At 62.7% G+C, this 20,049-nt stretch carries 9 protein-coding genes and 2 pseudogenes; 3 read left to right on the top strand and 8 right to left on the bottom strand.

The window, feature by feature from the left end; genetic code table 11:
- Positions 1-94 precede the first annotated feature (94 nt).
- Entirely contained in the window at positions 95-3,613 is a 3,519-nt protein-coding gene (car, locus tag SLQ33_RS09640) for a carboxylic acid reductase (protein WP_319453595.1), read from the bottom strand.
- Positions 3,614-3,860: 247 nt separating this feature from the next.
- Positions 3,861-4,050 (bottom strand): annotated as a pseudogene (locus SLQ33_RS09645) (NAD(+)--rifampin ADP-ribosyltransferase); the annotation flags it as partial.
- A 217-nt stretch (positions 4,051-4,267) separates the two neighbouring features.
- Between SLQ33_RS09645 and SLQ33_RS09650 the strand changes: the two are divergent.
- Entirely contained in the window at positions 4,268-4,495 is a 228-nt protein-coding gene (locus SLQ33_RS09650) for a hypothetical protein (RefSeq protein ID WP_319453596.1), read from the top strand.
- Positions 4,488-5,345: a hypothetical protein gene (locus SLQ33_RS09655; protein WP_319453597.1), complete on the top strand. Its 858-nt coding sequence runs from the start codon at positions 4,488-4,490 to the stop codon at positions 5,343-5,345. Before SLQ33_RS09650 ends, SLQ33_RS09655 begins: the two co-directional genes overlap by 8 nt.
- Here the strand turns inward: SLQ33_RS09655 and SLQ33_RS09660 are convergent.
- From SLQ33_RS09660 to SLQ33_RS09670, 3 genes are read right to left on the bottom strand one after another with little or no spacing between them, the layout of a single operon-like run.
- Positions 5,287-8,649, bottom strand: coding sequence for an ATP-binding protein (locus SLQ33_RS09660; RefSeq protein ID WP_319453598.1), 3,363 nt, complete (start codon positions 8,647-8,649; stop codon positions 5,287-5,289). The two genes, SLQ33_RS09655 and SLQ33_RS09660, sit on opposite strands and share 59 nt — an antisense overlap.
- A complete protein-coding gene (locus SLQ33_RS09665; protein WP_319453599.1) occupies positions 8,642-9,331 on the bottom strand; it encodes a DUF4194 domain-containing protein in 690 nt (229 codons plus the stop codon). Before SLQ33_RS09665 ends, SLQ33_RS09660 begins: the two co-directional genes overlap by 8 nt.
- Positions 9,328-10,776 (bottom strand): DUF3375 domain-containing protein, encoded by a 1,449-nt coding sequence (locus tag SLQ33_RS09670; protein ID WP_319453600.1) that lies wholly within the window; start codon positions 10,774-10,776, stop codon positions 9,328-9,330. Before SLQ33_RS09670 ends, SLQ33_RS09665 begins: the two co-directional genes overlap by 4 nt.
- Before the next feature lie 442 nt (positions 10,777-11,218).
- Here SLQ33_RS09670 and SLQ33_RS09675 point away from each other — a divergent pair, with 442 nt between their 5' ends.
- Positions 11,219-13,816, top strand: a complete 2,598-nt coding sequence (locus SLQ33_RS09675; protein WP_319453601.1) for a class I SAM-dependent DNA methyltransferase — start codon at positions 11,219-11,221, stop codon at positions 13,814-13,816.
- A gap of 880 nt (positions 13,817-14,696) precedes the next feature.
- Here the strand turns inward: SLQ33_RS09675 and SLQ33_RS09680 are convergent.
- The 3 genes and pseudogenes from SLQ33_RS09680 to SLQ33_RS09690 form a co-directional block, all read right to left on the bottom strand.
- On the bottom strand, positions 14,697-18,338 hold the full coding sequence (locus SLQ33_RS09680; protein WP_319453602.1) for a metallophosphoesterase: 3,642 nt from the start codon (positions 18,336-18,338) through the stop codon (positions 14,697-14,699).
- Between the two features lie 499 nt (positions 18,339-18,837).
- Positions 18,838-19,058: pseudogene (locus SLQ33_RS09685) on the bottom strand (MMPL family transporter); the annotation flags it as partial.
- Positions 19,059-19,126: 68 nt separating this feature from the next.
- The gene (locus tag SLQ33_RS09690) at positions 19,127-20,011 is read right to left on the bottom strand and encodes an HNH endonuclease (protein ID WP_319453603.1); all 885 of its coding nucleotides are present in this window, start codon (positions 20,009-20,011) and stop codon (positions 19,127-19,129) included.
- Positions 20,012-20,049 lie beyond the last annotated feature (38 nt).

Consider the following 20,049-nt stretch of genomic DNA (forward strand, 5'->3'; position numbering starts at 1 on the left):
AGGCCCCGATGGGAACGGCGAATTGCCACCCACGCGAAGTGCCCACCTCCGAGCGACAGAGGAGGATCGCTCGGAGGTGGGCAGGCGCGGCGGGTCAGAGCAGGCCGAGCAACTCCAGGTCGGTGACGTACTTGACGATCACCGGCTTGGTGAGGTGCGGGATGTCCTTGTCCGGCCCGATCTTGGCCTCCTGCACGGCGGCGCGGAAGTGATCCGCCGGTGCGAGCGACCCGTTGATCGGGTGGTCGGGCTTCTGGTAGTTGTGCAGCAGCGGCAGTAGCGACGCCTGGCGTTGCTTCTCGGGCAGCGCCCGCAGCGACGTCTCGAACCGCTCCAGCCACGGCGCGTATCCGGGCACCCGGGCGATCGGGTAGCCGGCCTCGACGAGCCAGTCGACGAAGGTGTCCATGCTGATGCCGTCGTCGTACGGGTTCATCACGTGATACGTCTCGAACCCCTCGACGACGTCCGCGCCCAGCGTGGAGATGGCGTCGGCGATGAATTCGACTGGCAGCCCGTCGAAGTGGGCCCGCTGCCTGCTGCCGCCGGCGTCCAGTTCGTAGAACGAATTCGGCGCGATGCCCGTCGCGACCACGCTCAGCATCATCCGCGTGAACATATCCGGCACGTTCAGCTGCCCGGCGTGGGTCGTGTCCGCCATGATCATGTCGCAGCGGAACACCGACACCGGCAGGCCAGCCAGGTCGTGCGCCTCGCGCAGCAGCACCTCGCCGCCCCACTTGCTGTTGCCGTAGCCGTTGGCGTAGTTGTCGCCGACGGTGCGCGTGGCGCTCATCTGCCGGACGTCGGTCTCCTCGACGAACGTGCCCGCCGCGATGCCGTCGCCCACGCCGATCGTCGAGACGTACACGTAGGGCTTGATGCGGGTGGTCAGGGCGATGCGGATGAGTTCCGCGGTGCCGACGACGTTGGGCCCGAACAGCTGGCTGTAGGGCAGCACGTGGTTGACCAGGGCGGCCGGGTCGACGATCAGGTCGACGGTGTTGGCCAGGCGTTGCCAGATCGCATGCTCCAGACCAAGATTCGCGTCGCCCTTGTCGCCGGCGAGCACTTCGAGGTGTTCGGCCGCCAGCGCGCGGTAGTGCTGCAGCAGCTTCGGGTCGCCGCTGTCGAATGTCGCGTCGAGCCGTTGTTCCGCGGCGTCGATGTCCTTCGCGCGGACCAGGGCGATGACCTTGCCGCCGACCAGGTGCATGCGTTCCAGCCAGTCGAGTAACAAGTAGCGGCCGAGGAAGCCGGTAGCGCCGGTGAGCAACACCGTGCGCACCTCGGAACTCGGCCCCGGCAGCGACGGTGCCGCCGCTAGGGTGGCCGCGTCGATGAACTTGTCCAGCGTGAGGTCGCTAGCGTGCACCTCGGTGGCTTCGCGGCCGTGCACGGCGTCGTAGGTGGGTCGCATGGTCCCGCCGGCCCGTTGGTCCTCGACGTAGGCGGCGATGGCGGCGAGGTCGCTGGCCGGGCTGACGATCACGCCGACGGGCACGTCGACGTCGAAGATGTCGCGCAGCAGGTTGGCAAAGGTCAACGCCGACAACGAGTCTCCGCCGAGGTCGGTGAACGCCGCATCGGGTGCGACGTCTGTGGACGCGGCGCCGAGCAGCGCTCCGGCGGCTCGTCCGACGGTCTCCAGCACGGGCCGATTCGCTCCGTCCCGCCGGAGCTCGCGCAGGACGTCGGCCTGACCGTCGGAGAGGTCGACGTAGAGCTGCTCGAGCTCGGGGCCGTAGTACTCCTTGAGTTGGGGGCGGGCCAGCTTGCGGATGCCGGTGAGCAGCCCGTTCTCGAGCGTGAAAGGCCGTGTCTCGACGAGGAAGTCGCGCGGGATCTCGAAGGACTGCAGGCCGGTTTCGCGGGCGATGCTCTGCAATGCGTTACTCAGCAGCGGCTTGACCGCGGCGAGATCGCCCCTCACGGCGGCCAGCGCGTCGTCGGTGGGGACGATCACGGCGAGCACGTAGGAGCGAGCGCTGTTGCCGTACACGAAGATCTGCCGGATCGACGGGTGGCCGCCGTAGGCCGCCTCCAGCTTGGAGACGGTGACGAACTCGCCCTGCGAGAGCTTGAGCACGTTGTTGCGGCGGTCGACGTACTCCAGCTGGTCGGGTCCGAGCTCGGCCATGACGTCGCCGGTGTGATACCAGCCGTCGGCGTCGAAGAGTTCGGCGGTGACCTCGGGGCGTTTGTAGTAGCCGGGGATGAGATCCGTTGACTTGACGTACAATTCGCCGCGCGGGTGGGGGCGGTCGGTGGCGAAGTAGCCGAGCTCGGGCACGTCGACGAGCTTGTAGTCGAGCACCGGCGGGCGCCGCAGCTTCCCGTCGACCAGGACGACGCCGTCTTCGGTCGAGCCGTAGCCGTTGATGAGGTGGATGTCGAGCAGATCCTCGGCCCAGGCCCGCAGTTCGCTGGAAATGGGCGCGGAACCCGTCATCGCCGAGAATTGGCGTCCGCCAAGGAGTTTCTCACGCGCGTTGGCCATGACCTGGACTTCGAGGGCTTCGCGGTCGGCGCCGACGGTGAAGCGGCGGTCGACTTCGCTCTGCACTTCCTGGAACAGCATCTCCCAGATGCGGGGAACCAGATCGAGCTTGGTGGGGCGCACCAGGGCGAGGTCGTCGAGCAGGGTCGACAGGTCGCTCTTGCCAGCGAAGTAGGCCGTGCCGCCGACGCCGAGCGTGGAGTACAGGATGACGCGGCCCATGACATGGCTGATGGGCATGAAGTTCAGGGTGATGGCCGGGAGCTTGCCGTCGGTGTCCCAGTCGGGGGCGAACCAGCCGCGCCAGCAGTTGGCCATGAGGCGGTCGGTGTACATGGCGCCCTTGGGGGTTCCGGTGCTACCGGAGGTGTAGATGAGCAGGCGCAGGTCGTCGTCGTGGCCGCGCAGGACCTCGGGTCCGTCGGTGTGCTTGGCGCCCTGGGCGATGATGTCGTCGAGCGTCTCGACGGGGACGGCCTTCTCGTTCAGCCTGGCGGTGGCGTCTTCGAAGGCCTCCCGGTGGTCGTCGATCTGGGGGTGGTAGTCGAAGACGACGACGCGCTGGGGTAGATGCGCGGTGAGCGCGAGTTCGACGGCGTCGGCGAGGTGGTCGACGCTGGAGAGGATCGCGACGGGTTCGGTCTCGACGAGGATCGGGTGCAGTTGCGTGAGGGGTGCGCTGGTTTGCAGCGGGACGGCGACGGCCCCGGTGAGGGACAGGGCCATGTCGACGACGGCGTAGTCGGCGCTGGTGAAGCCGAGCGTCGCGACGCGGTCGCCGGGGTGGACTGGGTTGTTCGCAAGGGAGTCGGCGAGGGCCTTCACGCGGGCCCAGGTCTCGGCGTAGGTGATGGTGTCGAAGCGGGGCTGGTACTCGGCGACGGTGCGGCCGGTGGCGTCGGTGACGAATTCGACGGCGCGCTGGCCCAGCGCAGGCCGCTCGGCGTAGCCGGTCATGACGGTGCGGATCACGTCGGCGAGCAGGGCGCCGGGGGCGTTCTGGGCGGCGGTGATGGATGGATCGGGCTGGGCGGCAATGAGTTGCGTGTCGCCAGAGGTCAACTGCTGGAAGCGGTATTGGAGCCGTGCTTCGCGGGCGTTGGCGGGAGTCATGGTTGTCTCCTCTGACAATCGGTATTCAATGTGGTAGTAGGTCGCACGGCGTTGTGCCCTATTTCGGAAAGTAGGTTAGGAAACCTATGTATTCCTGAGACTTGGCTGTGCGGCGGGGAGGTGGGCGATCGTTCGGCAACCTCGGTCAACGGCGGCGAGGTGCTATGTAACCGGGCTAGCAAACCAATCGCGCGGTGTTGGAGCCGCAGCAAGCGACCCGGTGACGTTGGTCACCCGCGGCTTCGCATTAGTCGTAAATGACGGCAAGCCCCTGACGCCTGAGGTCCGCCAAGCCGTTGCGCATCGCGTCGATCTGCTCGCGTGAATGCCCTCCCAGTCCAAGAGCTCGCCGATTACTCGCACGGGCTCGCGGGTGCGGTAGGAGTGAGTTGGATTCGGGGGAGCTTCTTGTCCGTCACGTTCGGGTCGTCCTCCAGTTCCGGTGTGCAGGGGTTCGGTCCAACTTCTTCACAGTCGAATCACAGCGCCAGAGAACGGCAATGACGGCGGAAACGCCCTCATCGGGGGCAGCGCGTCGATATCTTGACGTCTCAGAATTCAACACTGCACGGGGGGATTGAGATGACTGAGGCCATTGGTAACCCAGTAAATGACGGCGTGTCGAGAGCTCAGCAGAGACTCGAGAACTGGGGAGTGGACTTCTCGTTCGACGCCGTCGCGCCGACCATCCAGACCGCACTGGAAGTCCTACAGCAATCGGACGTGCCAACGCCACCACGGGGAGTAGAGATCGTCGTCGAGTTGACGACGATCGCCGCCATGATGCGCGTGCGATTCGAAGAGGATGCATTGACGGCCGACGAGATCGGCGGCTATACCGAAGTACTTCGAGGATTCCTGAATAGCTGGTTCCATGAGTGAATCGCCGCAGCCTCGGGATCACGACACCATCGCCCGAAGGCTTGAGAAATACGAGCGATTCGTCAGGCTTGGTGCGTACCTCGGTGGCGCGCTCGGAGGGCTTGCCCTGTTCGGCGACCTTGCCAAGGACTCCTTTCAGGACGCAGGGGCACCGCTTCGGGCTACGTTCATCACCCTCGCCATGGTGACCGCTCTGACGATAGGGACTGCGTTCAGCGGGTTCGAATGGGCTCAGACGGTGTTGAAGCGCAAGCTGGTCGATACCAAGAGCGCGGAACAGGACCTCGTTGGGGCCGTCGGACCCGACGAATGGCCATGGAGCGCGTGGCTTGCTCAGAGGTTCGCTCCGATCCTTCTTGTACTTACTGGAATCTCCCTCGTTGTCGCCACGTGGTGGAGCAACAAAGGCATTCGCCAGACGGTCGCGCGTGCTCGTGCCGCGCTAGATGGCCAAGCGATGTCGGCCCTTGTGGTGCTGTGGGTGCTGTTGGGCCTGGTGGTTGCGTGCGTCGTTGTATGGGGGTTCGTGCGTCTGGCGAAGGGTGAGCGAAAGAAACCCGACCGCGGGCTCGTCCTCGAAAGCCTCGCGGTGGTTATCACGAGCGATCTCAAGCACTTTGGACGCATCGGCACAGTCAAGTCGCTGACACTGGACTCTGACGGGTTCGACTTTGGGCTGAAGTTCCCGGACGACGTGACTGTCTACGGTTTCCCGGGCAACGCGGTCACACCCGTTCTGGAATCCGGCGTCGATGGATTGCCACAGTTCCAGCAGGCGGCAGACGACTCCCTCAAACGCCTGCCGGCACCCGCTGCGCGGACGCGCGCATCTCGTCACGCAGCGACGTGAACTCCGAGATCGTCCGCGTCGCCACTGACGCGACCGGGCGGGCGTTGCGGCCGGTGGCCTCGGTCTTGGACACCATCACCACACTGTCGATGTAGGGCTGAATGGTGGTGGCGTTCTGCACCGTCGCCACGATCACCAGCTGGAAGCCGAACTTGCGGAACGCCTGCAGCGCCTGCTGGGCGAACTGCGGATCGGACTTGGAGAACGCCTCGTCGAGCATCAACTGCGCGAAAACCGGTGTGTTGTCCGTGCTTTCGGGGCTGGCCAGGTTGAAGCTCAGCGCGCCGGCGAGGCAGAACGCCATCAGCTTCTCCTGCTCGCCGCCAGAGTTGTCGCCAGCGTTGCTGTGCGTGCGGATGAGCTCGTCGCTGGCCACGTCCCACTCGGCGCAGTCGAAGGTGAACCGGTTGCGCACGTCGAGCGCGTCGCGCGTCCACGCCTTGTCCTCCGGCGCCGTGGACGCCAGCCGGTTGCGCAGCCGCAGGATGTCGGCGTACTGGTCGAGGATCGCCTGCTTGTCGCCCAGCCCGACCTCGGCGATGCGCCGCGAGATGGACCGCACGATCTCGGTGAGCTCGTCCACCGCAGCCAGGTGACGCGGGGTGGCCCGCAGCGTCAGCCGGGTGCCGCGGTTGAACTCCACCGCGCCCAGTCCGGTGTTGACGCGGGTGATCTGATCGCTGATGCGCCGCGTCTCCTGCTCGGCGACGCGGTGCAACGTCAGGATCGCGTCGGGGGCCTGCTCGGTAACGAGGCGCATCATCCGCTCGTAGGCCTCGGGCAGTTCGCGCTCGTCGATGTGGCGGCACAGCGCGACGTAGTCGTGGACCCGCTCATCAAAATCGTCCGAGTCGTTCGGAATCGCGTCGGGGAACGACGTGTCGAACGTGTTGAGGATGCGGGCCAGTTCGTCGTAGGAGCGACGCCGGCTCTCCCGCAGCTGCTCGCGGTCTCGCTTTACCGCGGTGAAGAGCGCATCGCGGTGCGGCTCGGGGTCGAGCAGGTCCAAGCTGACGGGCAGTTGTGCGGCGTAGCGGTGCAACAACTCCGTCAACGGCTCCGACACGAACGCAGGCGACAGCCGGTCCTGAAGCTCGAGCAGCCGGGTGCGGCGCTCGTCGAGGTGGTCGCGGCGGGTCTGCAGCGCGCCGCGGCGGGTCATGAACTTCTGGATCTGCGACCACGCTTCGTCGGCGCGTGCGCTCAGGGCCTCGATGTCGGGATGGTCGGCCAGTAGGAGCTCGAACTGCTCGCGCAGCCGGTCGGCGTGCCCGTCGGCGGTCTCGGTGTCGACCTGGCTCCACTGCGGGAACTGCTCGCAGATCGCCTTGCACGCCGCGGCGCGGTCGCGCCACTGCTGGCGCTGGGCGGCGATGTCGTCGGCGGTGCGCCGGGCCTTCTGGTAGGCCTCCTCGGCGGTGGCCAGTTCGAGCGTCAGCGCGTTGAGCTTGGCCGACACGTCGCCCTGGTACAGGTACTCGGACTGCTTGACGGCCCGGCGGTCGTCCTTGATGGCGAGCCGGTCGGAGTCCTTGTACAGCCCGGTGTCGGTGACCGCGCGGCGGTAGCGGGCGAACAGGTCTGGGGTGTCGACGCAGACGTGATCGCCTGCGCTGGTGATGACGTCGACGGCCTCGGCGGCGCACGGGTGACTGGGGTCGACGGCGAACAGCTTGCCCGCCAACGTGTTCGGCTCGGGGTCGACGGGCTCGGCGCCGAGCATCTTCGTGCGAACGTGGTGCAGTTGCAGCCGTCCGCGCATGTCGGTCTCGTTGACGAGCCGCAGCACCTTCTCCCAGTGGTCGTCGGGCACCAGCAGTCGCAGCCCGGCGCCGCGCAGCACCTTCTCGACGGCGGACCGCCAGCGGGACTGGTCGGGCTTCAGGTCCATCAGTTCGGCGATGTAGGGGAGTGCGGCGGCGTCGACTCCGATGGCGGCGCAGATGTGGTCGCGCATGGCGAGCGCGAACTCGGGCAGCGCGGAGCCGACGTGCTCGACGCGCTTGAGTTCCTTGGCGGCGTCGTCGCGGGCGATGCGGGCCGACTTCTGGGCGTACTCGGCGTCGGTGGACGCCTCCCGGTTGCGTTCGACCTTGGCGAGCAACTCGGTGGCCTGGGTGAGCAGTTCCTCGCGCAGGTTCCAGAACTCGTCGGCGGTCTCCGGTATCTCCACGTCCTGCGCGTTCAGCAGGTCCTCGTAGGCGGTGCGGCGGCGCTCCACCTGCTCGGCCTCGGTCTCGGCGGCAGTCACCTGCGACTGCAGCGGCGCAAGATTCGCACTGGACCCGCTAATCTGCGCATTGAGCGAATCCGCTTCGGCCTTGGCCAGATTCAGGCTGCGGGTGACGTCCTCGTTCTCGTTCTCGAGTTGGGCGATGGTGCCGTCGAGCGTGGCGATCTGCTCTGGGGTCTGCGCGAGCCGGACGTGGTCGGTGAACGCCCGCACCATCGGCGCGTCGACGAGATCGATGATGCCGAGGTCCGAGGACTCGGAGGCATAGCGATGCTGGATCTGCTCGATGTCGCCGAGGATCTTGCGCTTCTTCTGCGCGACGGCGAGCAGTTCGCGGGCCTCGACCAGCGGGTCGATCTGCTTGAGCGCCTCGGGCAGCCGGGCCAGGCTGTCGGGCTCGTCGAGCATGAACTCGCGGACGAACTGCTCCAGTCCGCCAACGCTTTTCAGCGACTTGGCCTTGCCGAGCAGCTGCTGGGCGGCGTCGGAGGCGCGGATGCCGATGGTGGCGTACAGCTGCGCGAGGTACTGCGATTCGACTCTGGAGGAGAACCGCCACTCGTCCTTGAACACGCCGGCGTCGAAGCGGCCGGCGGCCCAGCGGTTGCAGACGTCTTCGACGTCGAGGTCGCCGTCGCCGAGCACGAACCGGCTCGACGAGTCGTTGCGTGATTCACCGGTGAGCCACTTGAGCACCAGACCGGTGACGGCGCGGCCGGACTCGCTGGTGTAGGTGACCGCGACGGCCGACCATGCGGTGCCGTCGCCGCGCAGGTACATCACCCGGCTCGTGCCGCCGTCGCTGCGCTGGCCCCAGGCACCGCGGACGTACTTGTCGACGGTGCGGCGGCCCGCGCTGGATCCGGCGGCGGTGTTGTCGCCGGAGGCGTTGAAGTTGCGCCGGTTGAACGGCAGGAAGCCGAGCGAAATCGCATCCAGCAGTGAGGATTTGCCGCTTCCCGAAGCTCCGGCGATCAGCGCCCCGCCGGGGCCGAACGGGATCGAGTGGTAGCCGTCGAAGACGCCCCAGTTGACGACCTGCAGCCGGGAGAGATGGAACTGTTCAGTCAAGGTCGGCCTCTTCGTCTGTGTCCTGCGGGGTGCCGCCGTTGAGCAGCTGGTCGAACTGCTGTTGGAGTTCGGTGATGACCGAAGCGGTCATGATGGCGGTGATGACGGGACTGATGAGGTAGCTGTCCTCATCGTCGCGGCTCTTGCGCAGAATCTCCAGGCCGGCGAGCCGGGCGATGGCGGCGTCGACGCGGGCGGCGAAGGCAACGACGTCGCGGTCGACGTCATTGAGCACGCTTGAGAACAGTCCGTGCATCTCCTCGCGGCTGATGAGCACGCTCTGCCCACCGGAGGCACGCATCATCTGGACGAGGTGCAGCGCGAGGATCGAGTCGTAGGTGCCGAGCGGCTCGCGGCGCAGAAGCTTGATGCCCCTTGCGGATTCGTAGCGGGCCTGTTCGACGTACGCGACGTCGGTACCGTCGACGATGCGCAGCAGCAGGTCGAGTTCGGAGAGCCGGACGGACAGTTGGCTGCGGTATTCGAGCACCCAGCTGTAGACGTCGGCGTCGGCCTCGGCGCTGATGTAACGCCGGGTGAGAAGGTGCTGCAGCGCCCAGCAGGCGCGGTCGGGGAGTTCGGAGACGTCGCCGTCGAAGCGCGGCCTGCGCTGGTGCGGGGGGCGGGCGGTCTGGTCGACCTGCGGCAGGGAGGAGAAGTCGATGTCGGAGTCGGTGGTCACGAGGCGGCTCCGGCGAGGGTGGTGATCGGTTCGGTGAACATCAAACGGGGAACCTCGATTTCGCGGTCGCGGCCGTCCAGGGAGCGGAAGCGGACGGTGGTCGACTCGGTGGTGTCGGCGTCGGGTTGTTTGAGCGCCCAGGACCACAGCACGATGACGTGGCCGAGGTAGGCGGTATCGAGCATGGCGACGGCCTGGGGCAGCGAGACGGGTCCGTCGCTCATGGCGGCGTTGAGCATGTCGGTCATGACGGGCGCGTCGACTTGGGTGGTGAGGGCGGAGAAGCTGGTGAGGTCGACTTCGCCCTCGGCGGTTACGGCGGGCTTCGGGTTGGACAGGTCGCCGATCTTGAAGCTCAGTGCGCCAACGGAACTGATGGCGTGGCGGGCGAGCGGGACGTCGATGTCGAGGCGGGAGTCGATGAGCGAGGTCTTGAGTAGTGCGCGGGCCGCGCCGATGGCCTCGTTGAGTTGGCGGGCGACGCCGCGGCTCTGCTCCATGGTGCCGAAGGCGGTGAAGCGCTTGACGCGTTGGGCGCAGCGCTGCTGGATGCGTTCGACTTCGTCGATCTGGTGGCCGACGAGTTCGAAGAACCCGGCCATCACCTTGCGCAGGGCGGGGTCCAGCGCAGGCAGGGCCTCGGCGACGGCGGCGACGTCGGCCTCGAACTCGGCGCGCTGGTCGGGGTCGTTGATCATGCGCAGGAAGGCGCGGTGGCTGTCGCGGCCCTGGGAGTCCCACGCGGCCTGGTAGTCGGTGTACATCTGGCGCTGCCGGTCGCGGTACTCGACGTTGGTGTCGATGGGGTCGTCGAGGGCGGCGGTGGCCTGCTCGATCATGGTGCCGTACTGGCCGATGTCGGTGATGAGGCGTTCCATCTGCAGGGCGATGGCGCTGGCCTCGTCGTAGCAGTCGGTGGCGTCGGGCTGGGGGCGCTGGCCGGCCTCGAGTTGGTCGAGTTCTTCGTGGAGAGCAGCGATTTCGGCCTCGATGTGCTTGCGGATGCGGGCGGGGTCGTTGCCGACTCTCAGCGCCACGTCCTTGAGGCGGGAGGCGATGCCGTGGATGGAGCCGCCGGTGGCGATGGTGTCTTGGCGGCGCATGCCGCGGAGGAAGTCGAGCGCGCGGCGCGCGTCCTGGGTGAGGTAGCAGACGTTCTGGTCGTGGCCGGCGCGTTCGTCGACGATGCGGTGCAGCCAGCCCTGGCTGGCCCAGGTCTTGATCAGCGCGAGCCCGGACTGGGCGTCGTCGAGTTCCTCGAGGTCGCGTTCGAGCCGGACGACGAGTTCGGTTTCGGGGACGGAACCGTCGCCGAGGTGGCGGTCCATGAGGGTTGCGTAGAGGTTGAGGTTGGTGGTGGCGAGCAGTCTTATCGCGGGTGACCCTTGCAGGTCGCGGTTGAGTTCGAGCAGTTCGCCGGCCGGCAGCACCGCGTCGTCGTGCACCTGCGCCCCCTCCGTCGGTTTGCGTCGATGTCCGGGCGCCCCAACATTAGGGCACTGCAACGACATTCCTGGCTCAGGGCAAGACTGTGTCGGGCTTGGCTTTGGCGCGCTCCTGCGTTTGCCGACGTCAGCCGAATCGGCTCGATCCCGGCGCGCTCATCCACATGTGTGCACTACGCGCACGGCGGTGAGGTGAGTGTAGAACGTGAGGCGAATGGTGCGTCGTGCGGGCGTGGCGCAGGTTTGGTGCCGCCGTAGCTGGGGTCGATGACCGTCGCGGCATTGTCGGTGGTCAGGCGGTTTGGACACGTGCCCCCGGCCTGGTCGGTGTCGGCTTGCGCTGTGGCTACAGTAAGAGCCACATCGGGGAAGCGACAGCCAGCGGCGGGAACCGTCACCACCACCGAGGCGATGAGACCGGCCAGTCGCGCGAAGGAGACAAATGTCGACGGGTCTGACGCTCATCTGCCCCGTCAGGGGCCGGTTGAAGGCAAAGGCTCGAGGTGCTGACGGTCTGACCCCGACAGAAGAGAAACTTCGGGTCGACGCGATTCGTCACCTGATTTCGGTCGGTTACCCCAAAGAGAACATTTGGGTCGAAGCGGTAATCAAGCGTTTCGGAAGCGGCGGCCGAAACAGCTTTCGCGCGGACTTGGCGGTGCTCGACAGGCCAGTCAAAGAGCTGACTGGGGAACCCGACGAGATTCTCATGCACGCAGTGGTGGTCGGCGAAGTGAAGCGCGACAACGCTGACGCAGAAGCCGCGTTGTCGTTGCAGGTTGTGCCCATGCTTGACTTCGCCACCAGGACGGATTGCCTCGCGCTGTATTGGGATGACGTCGAGCAGCGCGTCTACTGGTACGACCACAGCGGCAAGGTCAAAGTACGGCATGAGGGACCGCTTGCTAGCCTGCCAGGTTTCGGTAACGCGCCGTCAGTCACACGTCTGACGATTTCGACCATAGACGCCGACAAGCCGCTGCTCGGCGTTTTCAAACGCATCGAAGACATTCTTCACGCTGCATCGATCGGCCCTCAGCGCCGCTTCGGCATCATGCTTCAACTGCTTCTGGCGAAATTGCACGATGAGCATCAGAACGCCGCCAAACCTGATGCGCCACTTGTCATCCAGGATTTTCGTGCGCTTGGCACCGATGCAGCGGCCGCAAAATCGGCCGTCAACCACTTGCTCGGCAAAGCTGTCGCCTACTACCAAAACTTCTTGCCCGAGCCCGTACCGAAAACGCTGACGCTCTCCGCCGACGTGATCCTCGACGTCTGCCAGATTCTGGCGCCGATCAAGATTACGTCGATGGAGCAGCGGGTGATTCAAGACTTCTACATGTACTTCGGCAAACACATCTACAAGTGGGATCTCGCTCAGTACTTCACGCCGACCAACGTCACCGAATTCATTGTGGCGATTCTGAATCCGCAGCAGTTTGAGCACGTGATGGATCCGGCGTGCGGCAGCGCTGACTTCTTGACTGCTGCGTTTCGACGGGGTGCAGCCCGCGGATGGCACGATTACGCGAGTTCGGTGCATGGAAGCGACGTTTCGCCCGAAGCTGTTCAAGTCGCAGTTCTGAACATGATTCTCAACGGCGATGGAAAGACGAACATCGCTTGCGAAGACTCGCTCGTCAAAATTCCGGCCAACACCGAGACCATGAACGTCGTCATCTGCAATCCGCCGTTCGGCAGCAGGATTCTGGAGCGCAAAGCCGAGGCGCTCGGGAACTTCGATCTCGGTCGAGAATGGGTGGCGGACGCCGATGGTGTTCTTCAGCCGACTGGACAAAGGCTCTCTACTCAACAGTCGGGCATTTTGTTTGCAGAAGCCTGCGCTCGGCTCATCCAATCGAGCCCACAAGGCCGTTTCGCACTCGTCGTACCGAATGGCTACTTGGGCAACCGCTCGGGTCCCTACCGCAATCTCCGTGAGTGGTTGCTGCGCCACTGCCGGATCGTCGTCATCGCAGCGTTGCCACGCTTCACGTTCAAGTCCTCTGGTGCCGATGTCTCGGCGAGCGTAATTTTCTGCGAAAAGCGGGAAACGCCCCTCATGGCCGCGAAGGATTCCGAGGATTACCCGATCTGCATCGAAGTGGTTGACCGCGTTGGGTACAACCTGAAGGCGAAGACTGCCGAACCGCTGTACGCTCGCGATCCAAAAGACGGCACTTACCTGGTCGACACCAACGGCGAGATGATCCTAGAAAGCGACTTCGCCGGTGCTCTCAATCGCATCCGGTCGAGCGAAACGGCGGAAGCCTGCCAATGGTTGACGTCAGGAGTCGAAGACGAGATCGATGACACGGATGATGGTTGGTCGATCTCGTCAAAGGATGTCACCGACGATCCGCTTCTCACGTTGGACCCGAAGCGGCACTGCGAGAAGTATCGCTCGGTTAGGAACGAGATCGCCGAGGGGGAGCACTTCCGCTTGGGCGATGTCGTCGAGTTCATCCCGGAAGGGCAATCGCGCAGCGGCGAGACTGTCGAACTGGACCCCGAAGAGACTTACCACTACATCGAAATCTCTGATGTCGGCGCAGGCACATACCGATTCGATGACGTACTTGGATGGGCATTGCCCTCGCGCGCACGACATTTCGCTGAGTCAGGTGACATCTACTTGGGTGCAATCTGGAGCAGCGTCACCAAGTGGTGCATGATCGGCGAAGAGTGTGCCGACACCTACGTCACCAACGGGTTGCGACGAGTTCGGGTCAAAGCAGGCATGGAAGATCACCTACTCGACGTAGTGATCGGTCTCTGCTCGGAGGCCTACGCAACGCAAATGCGCGGCATAGCGCGGGGCTCGGACGGTCTAGCTGAAATTGGCGACGACGATATGGCCGAAGTGATCCTTCCCCGCGTCACCGACCCCGCCATTCGCGCCGAGATCGAGCCCTACATCGAGCAGCTTCGCACCGGTGCTACTAGCCTCGAATCGAAAGTGTCAACGCTCATTAGTACCGGCGCACTTGCGATCCCGGTGCCACCAGCACGCTTTGAGCACACGTCGATCGTCTAGATCTACACTGCGGAACCGAACGGGCGGCCGACGCGTCTAACCGAGAATGGACGAAGTTGAACGCGAAGCGATTCGCGATACGGAGGCACCGCGAGCCCCCGATCATCTCGGTATACGCGCAGCGAGTGATTTCCTGCGCTGGGAACTCGAGATGTTTGGACCTGAAACGCCGAATCGATGAGCCATGTCAGCGCTGCCGATCATCCATCGACCTGGCAGGGCAACGCGGACAGGCGCTGCCCGTCCGGTCGCGTGTAGTTCTGCGGCCGCGGGCCTGCTGACATCCAAATGTTGCGTAGTTGGCAGCGCTGAGCTTGCCACTTTTGGGTTGCGCACAGTTGGGCACTGCGGCGCTCGATACCAGCGTCAAATCCGTGGGCACGTCGGCGTTGTAAACAGTGTGTTGGCCGCGAGATCACAGGCCGCCTTCGTGAGAGCCGTTGTCGAGCAGCCAATCCGGCGAGTGCCCGCTATTGAGACCACCCAGATTTAGAGTTGGGTTTGTTTGGTTGCGGATTCGGTTGATCTCGCGGGCCATTGGGGTGTGGGTGTGCAGCACACCGCAGCATATTTGACCGGCGTTCGGTAGCCCGGGGCCGAGTGACGGTAGCGGCGGCATGGTTGCGCTCATGCTTGAAGTCGCCGATGGCTACCAGGGCCTAGAACAGGACGGTCGAGTGGTTGCGGTTGTGCCGCACCCTCCGTAGTCGGTTCTTGAACGATTCGAATCTAGCCGTTGTCACGGTTAGCCAGGAGGCAGGTAGGACAGACCGACTGCGCCGCCGCAGAATCGTTGCAACGCTTGCGAAACCACCCCACAAGCCCAAAGTATCGATGAGATTTCTCGCTACCGATGTGGCGGAGGATGACCTCGGCCACCTCACTTCAACTCGTCTAACAATGCCATAAGCGCTGATACCGCCGTCGGCCGCTTGCGACGAAACTCCCGGTTATCCCTGTCGAGCCGAAGTGCAATCGGGTTTGTCAAATAGTCGTACGTTTTGGATGCAAGTTCGAACTTCTCACTCCGCGCTATATCGGCTTGAACAAGCCACGGGACTGCATACTCGCAGATTATTACGAATGTGTGGGGAGAGGTGACGCCGTGTATTTCGACTACCTTGTGAAGGTCGCGCACAGCCTCCATACCGAGAACGGATGACTCTGCCGATCGCTGACCCACCGCGAGTTTCAGGCGGAATCTGGCGTACGTGGTGAGCACCTTTTTGTCTGACTCGCCTCCTGCCAGCGTTCGAGCAGACATTAACGCAGGCAGGGCGCGGTCCATATCCCCTCTTTCGAGTTCAAAAGAGCCGTACTGTAGCCAGTAATTAAAGTCGTCGTCCAAAAGATGTTCGACCCCTGCATAGATTGAACGGATCTCGCCAGGCGGCAGGCGCAGTTCAATTAAGAATGTGTGGCCAAGTAGTCGTACTAGTGTGCGGCGCTCCGGCCGTGAATTATCGCGAACATGGCCCGCCGCCGCGGCAAACGCATGCACTATCCCACGCAACACGCTCCCAAGCAGCTTGTTCGCGCGCAAATATTCCACAACTGCTTCTGCGACCACCCGGTGCTGAGCCTCGAAGAACAGGCCGCGGCCCGCCTCGCGCACAAGCTTAGCTTGTACGAGTTTATTGAACGCCGCCCAAGCTAATGCAGGCAACACCTCGCCTGCAATGGATGAAAGCGCTTGCTCCTCTGTTATTACTTCACCTTGAGACGACACAACGCATATTCCGCCGTATAAGATCAACGCTACGCGCTCTAAAGAGGAGCACTCCGACTCGATCCGATCTTTGAATAGTTTGCCAGAGGTTGCCTGCATCATGCCGACCAATAATTGCCGGCCAGAGTCGACTAGTAGCAGTTCTTCCAATCGTCGGTCAGACATCCGCCGGTCCGGAATGACCCTATGCTTCCGTAGATGGTTTATCAACATGGATACATCTGGATTCGATAGCAGAAATTCATCGGCGCGCTTTAGATTTGACACCTTGTCAAAGAGATAACCTTTGACAGAACGGCATCCGATTACAACGATTCGATTCGATTTTGCAGCGTTCTGAAGATTGCTAACTAATTCATGCCCAAGATCGCCGAAGCCGTCCGCGTCATCGACGAACACGACGTCGAATCCGTCTTCAACCACAAGATCGACCAAATTCGAAATTCGCGAGATTTCGTCAACACGTCTAGATTCGATCCAGCCGACCTTCGAACCCTCGGATTCCATTTGTAGAGCAGCCTGCATAAGCATCGTGGTCCTGCCACATCCGGCCGTGCCCCCGACGAGAATCGCAGAACCGGGATTTGCGGATGACACTAGCGCACTGAGACGTTGCGGAGCGCTAAGGTTCGCTGCATACCCGCCTACGACGTCTCCCCAGGTTGGCTCGTTACCCCTGAGGTATTCGCGACTGCCAGAGCCCGCCTGTGTCCTCTTTGCTCCGACGGATAGCTCAGTAGAACGTGAAGACGGATTACGACGGCGGGCGATCCGTTGTCGACCTTGTGACATAAGTTCATTGCTAGAAGGAATAACTTTGTGGGCGAACTCTCGCGCCGACATTTTTAACCAACGTACGCCGTACATTTTGAGTAACAGAATCCGCCGTGCACTTAGCGATGGACAGACAACGTACTTCGGAGGCATGCCTACTCGCGATGCGGGGCCGCGGAGAACGTCAATGAAGCTCCAAAACCTGTCGTCTGGCTCACCGTCTGATACAAATACCGTGGGGGTTCGAATAATTGTCTGCTCGATGTAGCGCAACCATTCTGTCTCATCGGCCGGCCCAATCTCACCCGATCGTTGCTCGGGGGACAGAATTGCAATGGGCTTGAACCCCTGCATTAGCGTTGGCTGTGTTGCGCTCGGCAATTGAAACCTTAGCGAGCGTGTATCTTGGCAGGTGTAGTCGTCTAGCGACGTCGGACGATACTGCCCCACGGTCGGGTCAACGACGGCCGAAACAATCACTCGAAGCCACGGCGCCGACAGTAGCGCGTTCGTAGTGACTGCCTGATCTTCATTGAGCGCCGCGCCGTACTGCTCGAGCACTTCTCTCGAGCGTGTGTTATCGATCGACGAACTCAGGTCATATAGATCCTGTAATGGAGCCGAATGTTCGATGTCGGCGTCGAGGCTAGCGATCGACGCGAACTCGGAGCGTAGATGATCCTGTGGTGAGGTGCCTTTTTCTGTGAGAGCAAGATCAGATAGGATCAGAGTTCCGAGGCCGTGAGCAAGATTTTGTTGGAGGTCCGCTTTGATGGCGTCCTGCGATGGCTCGCCTGCGCTTGTAGCCTGATTCGTGCCGGTAGGGGATCGCTTTTGGGTAGGTGCCGTTTTCAGCCCGTCGAGCTTTGTAGGTTTTGACTTATCGGAACCACGCGGGACTCCAAAGTTGCGCGAGCGGTCGAAGGTCCAGCTCCCGCCTGAATTGAGTGCTGCCGCCCGAGGATATAACTCGAAGCTTGCTTCTTCGGCACCGACTTCAATAGATAGAACCGAGTAACCATGTAGTCTCTCGGTGCCACTCGGAACACTCTCGGTTCCAAAGAGTGACTCCCCTTGAAGGAAATAATTCTCCGCGACGGAGGCTAGCGCGTTTGTTCCCCGGTTTTCGCGATGTAGGTGCCCGCATAAGTGTAGTCGAATAGGGCTGCCGTCGTAGAAAATTGCTTCACGAAATTCGGCTGGATTAGACAGCCAAGTTTGTGGGTGATGTGTTAGAACTACCGCAACATCGCACTTCTTGCCCCATAGTGGGAGATTCCCTTGTGCGGCCTCCTGTATCTGACGAGCGGATACTGTGAGTGAATGTTCCGAAGCCCGGTCTGAGAGATGCCGATAGGTGCTATTCAAGCCGAGGATGCCGAGTGTGGCGCCGTCCTTGGTTATTCGTGCTGTGAAATCGCCAGGCAAGATTCCGGTAGAATCAGTGGGGACCATTTCGCAGGGGCCACGGTCTATCCAGTCTGAAAACTCACTGAGAGATCTGACTATTGTTTGGCGGCACTCGTAGTTATCTTGGCCGAGGAAGTCGTTTTCAAATTCCGTCCAGCTCGTTTCGAGCGCGTTTCTTGTTAGCGGCGCTATGAGTGAGCGGTCGATATCGTGATTTCCAGGAACGGCGGCAAGTTGTGGAGTGCTGCCGGTAACCATATCTATGGATAATGCGACGTTCTCCACGAAGTCAAAGGCCTTGTCGTAGTCCTCTCGCGCTCCGCGATTTGCAATGTCGCCTGTAAGCGCAATTAGGTCTATGGTGCCGGCTTGTTGACAAACATACTCGAGGTCCTTCAGAAATGATTGTTCGATCGAGGGCCATGTTCCTTTCATTGCCCACTGTCCGAAATGAATGTCGGTAATATGGAGAATATTGAAACGAGTCAAGTGATTTCCCCCGGATTGATAATATGGGCCCACGTTTGGCGATTTGCTGCCGGTGAACAACAGGTACTGTAGCGCGCGCCGCCTGAGATTGCGTACGGTCTGGCGTTCACTGTTGAACACTGGCCTGCCGGTACCACGATCGTGCGGTCGCCCGGGAGATGCGTCGGTCGGCCACACAAGGTGCGATCGTGCCGCCATTCACTGCGACTCGGCGCAGGGACGGGATGACACAAACCTCTGCCAGACGTCGGCTGAACTTGCACGGCCCGAATCGCCACAAGTGAACCACTGCCGCGGTCGCGCGACCGCCAGCGCCCCGGCTTCGTCTCGGCGGCAGTGACGTCGGGATTCAGCGCTGCGACGGCCTCGCGTCGTGCCGCGTGGCGTCCTGCCGCGTCGTGTCGGCTCGGGGGCGATGGCCAATTCGATGAGTCGCCGGTCGAGTTCCGGGAGACACACCGTCGTGCGCGGGGTCGTCGCCATTGTATAGACGTCGTCTCCAGCGCAATTGGGAGATCTCAGTCAGATCAGGGCGCTGCTGGACGATCCAGACGAGGTCGTTGACCTCTGACCCCTAATGATGCAACCACGCCGGAATCGCCACCTGTCTTTCGTCCGTCTAGAACAGCGACAGCTGTGCGTCGTTGGCGCCGAATATCTGGAGGCACGGACGTTGACGCGCGTACACCGGCCGGAACCACCACCCGAGCGACGGGGCGATCGATGGAGTCAGAGCGACCGCACGATCAGCGTGTCGAACGGCAGCCCGAGCGCGATGGTGTCTCCGATCTGGCCGAGTACACGCAGATTGCTGAGCATGAACAACCCCATGGTGAATGCGTCCGCCTGCAACGGTGTCGACTCACGCTGGGACGCGAGGCGCCGTTGCGCGAGGCCACTTCGGAAGATCAGCCGGCCGTCTTGAATTCTTGAAATCGTTCCGCGAGGCGTTCCTTCGACGGCCGATCGACGTGCCGTTTAGGGAGGTTAATTGCCCGTCCGTCCATCTCTTGGAGGCCGTGCCGGAGCATCGGCCCATCGATTTCGTCCATCAGGTCACCGTTGATTCGAACCACGTAGTCCGGGGAGATCCCAAGTAAATTCGCATCGTAGGCGGCGTGGTGGATCTTGCACATGCTGAGACCGTTTTCGACGACCGGGATCCCGTGCGGCTTTTCATCGCCGATTATGTGCGCCGCATCCAGGAGCTTTCCGTGTTTGAGAGCGCAGACGGCGCAACTCTCGTCGTAGGCAATCATGATCCGGCCGCGAAACTCTGGCTGATGGAGCCTCTGCTTGATGGCTCTCATCGCGTACTCGCGCTCGATGGGCTGCAGATGAAGCGGGTCGGCGACGAACCGCAGACTCTCGTCGAGCGCGAGTACGAACTTCCGGTTGTCGATGTCGTCCTTGACGATGTAGACGGGGAAGACCGGAACGAAGACACCGGGTCGAATAGTGCGCAGCAGGATGATGGGCAGCCCGAGCTCGTACGCTCGCCGCATCTTCCTATTGTCGCCATCCGTGCTTCCGGCCCGGTAGTCGTAGGCGAAGAGCGACTCGCCCACGCGTGTGTCTGCATAGGGCCCAGCGGGATTCGAAATTACAGACAGAGTGGCCAACATGTTCTGCGGATTCCAGATCCCTCGGCTGCGGTCGATGATGCGTCTTGTCTCGGTCCCGACCGGCAAGGCTTCGAGTTCGGCTCGTTTGACCACACCGTGTTCAGCGACGATCTCAGCGAGTTTTTGGAAGATCAGCTGGCGGAGGTGTAATTCGACCTCGCTGTCCATGGTGGAAGTGTGGCACGACGCAAGTCCGAGAGAGAAGA

The organism is Mycobacterium sp. RTGN6 (genome assembly GCF_033804605.1).
Taxonomy (GTDB): Bacteria; Actinomycetota; Actinomycetes; order Mycobacteriales; family Mycobacteriaceae; genus Mycobacterium.

Bases quoted from the DNA above. Each gene is read 5' to 3' on its own strand.
- car (WP_319453595.1), bottom strand. From the start codon at position 3,613: ATGACTCCCGCCAACGCCCGCGAAGCACGGCTCCAATACCGCTTCCAG.
- SLQ33_RS09655 (WP_319453597.1), top strand. From the start codon at position 4,488: ATGAGTGAATCGCCGCAGCCTCGGGATCACGACACCATCGCCCGAAGG.
- SLQ33_RS09675 (WP_319453601.1), top strand. From the start codon at position 11,219: ATGTCGACGGGTCTGACGCTCATCTGCCCCGTCAGGGGCCGGTTGAAG.
- SLQ33_RS09690 (WP_319453603.1), bottom strand. From the start codon at position 20,011: ATGGACAGCGAGGTCGAATTACACCTCCGCCAGCTGATCTTCCAAAAA.